The organism is Falsiphaeobacter marinintestinus, assembly GCF_007923355.1.
Classification (GTDB): Bacteria; Pseudomonadota; Alphaproteobacteria; order Rhodobacterales; family Rhodobacteraceae; genus Phaeobacter_A; species Phaeobacter_A marinintestinus.
The window spans coordinates 1-1605 of the sequence record NZ_VOGO01000046.1 but is presented as its reverse complement, the minus strand read 5'-3'; the positions used below and the strand labels follow the sequence as shown (position 1 = coordinate 1605).

General features: G+C 51.2%; 2 protein-coding genes and 1 pseudogene. All 3 read right to left on the bottom strand.

Going from position 1 to position 1605, the window contains the following annotated elements:
• Positions 1-130: pseudogene (locus FOY56_RS23345) on the bottom strand (IS3 family transposase); the annotation flags it as partial.
• Positions 131-409: 279 nt separating this feature from the next.
• The gene (locus tag FOY56_RS23340; RefSeq protein WP_146348537.1) at positions 410-1078 is read right to left on the bottom strand and encodes an SDR family NAD(P)-dependent oxidoreductase; all 669 of its coding nucleotides are present in this window, start codon (positions 1076-1078) and stop codon (positions 410-412) included.
• Positions 1079-1198: 120 nt separating this feature from the next.
• A complete protein-coding gene (locus FOY56_RS23335; protein ID WP_246139582.1) occupies positions 1199-1525 on the bottom strand; it encodes an aldehyde dehydrogenase family protein in 327 nt (108 codons plus the stop codon).
• Positions 1526-1605: the final 80 nt, after the last annotated feature.

The window sequence follows — 1605 nt, the reverse complement described above, 5'->3', positions numbered from 1 at the left end:
GGTAATAGGTTTGTTCCGTCACTCCGATCTGTCTGATCGCATCAATCCGGGGCATCCCTTGCCCCATCAGAACTTCAACCTGCCGCAACTTCACGACAATCTCTTCGGGCTTGGGTCTTTTAATGGCCATCTCTGATCCTCAGCTTTCCTAATCATAGGGGCGGACCACTTCAAAGGGGGAGGCTCATCTCCGCGCCATTTACCGATCATCATATCTGCGGGCACTACATCGAGACTATCGAAATAGTCGAGTGCTTCTTGCGGGGTCATTTTTTGATTTGGCTTTGTCATATTGCTTCTCTTTGGTTTTTAGGGTTGTAAATACATCCCTAAAGTTCTGATGTTTTTCGATTTCTATATGCAGCCCGGTCGAGATGGTTTGTATCGAAGAGAGCGGCGAAAAGGCGGCTTATTGTATCGGGGTCTGGCGTACACCCCCCGTTGATCCAATGCAGCAATGCGGCGCTGATGGCACCGGCGTGGGCCGTTGCGACAAGTTCCTTAAAATCTTCTGGCTCCCCATTGATGTTTGCACAACAGGAGGTTTTACGCAGGTCACGTGGATGTCGTGCTCTTTCCATTCGAGGTTCAAGGCCTTTGTCAGCCCATTCACATAGAACTTGGTTGCACTGTAGACCGCTATCAGAGGGATGCCGTGGACGCTTGATGTGGAGCAAAGATTCACCATCGTCGCACCCGGAGTTTCTTTGAGCAGAGGAAACGCCAGCTGTGCCACGTTGGTGAGACCTTTCACGTTCACCTCGACCATCGCATCGTTCGCCTGCGCATCGCCAAGTTCAAACGGCCCTCCGCTCAAGACGGCCGCATTGTTCACCAAAAGATCCAGATGCCCATTTGTGTGCTCGCTGAACAGGGCAAGTGCACCTTCAATCGAACCTCTGTCCGAGACGCCGCAAAACCCGCCGCAAGCCTCTGCAAATTCAGAACGTTCAAGAAGTTTGTTTATTCCTTCTTGATTGATATCAAACAATCCCACTTTCCACCCCTGACGCGCCAATTTGGTCGCCGTTGCCAGCCCAATTCCCGTAGCAGCACCCGTTACAAACGCAGTTTTCATTGGTTCATCCTCACTCTTTTGCCCCGGTTCCTGCACTGGCCACTCAAGTCAAAGTTGAAACCGAAACACGTAGATTTCGTTTTCTACCCGTTACGGCGTTTTTGATCTTTGATGCCAAGATCAGATGAACTTACGCAGGATCTTACCCACCGTATGCTGATAGCGGCGCACAGGGGGATTAAACAAAAAAGCTCCATTTAGCTTGGGCTGATAGAAGACGGATTTGAGGTGACTAAACGTGTCGAACCCGGCTTTGCCGTGGTATGCGCCCATTCCGGACTCGCCAACCCCGCCGAACGGCATTGAATCCGCGACTACGTGGAAGGATGTTTCGTTTACACAGGCACCACCGGACAAAGATTTATTTAGCCAAGCGTCTCGCTCTGAATGTTTGTCGGTGAAGATGTAAAGCGCCAAGGGGGCCGATCGCTGCGCTACAAACGCCATGGCTGTTGAATGTCACTGAGAACTGACCCGGTATCGCCCTGAATTGTCACTGAGAATTGACCCATGTGAACACACTTCCC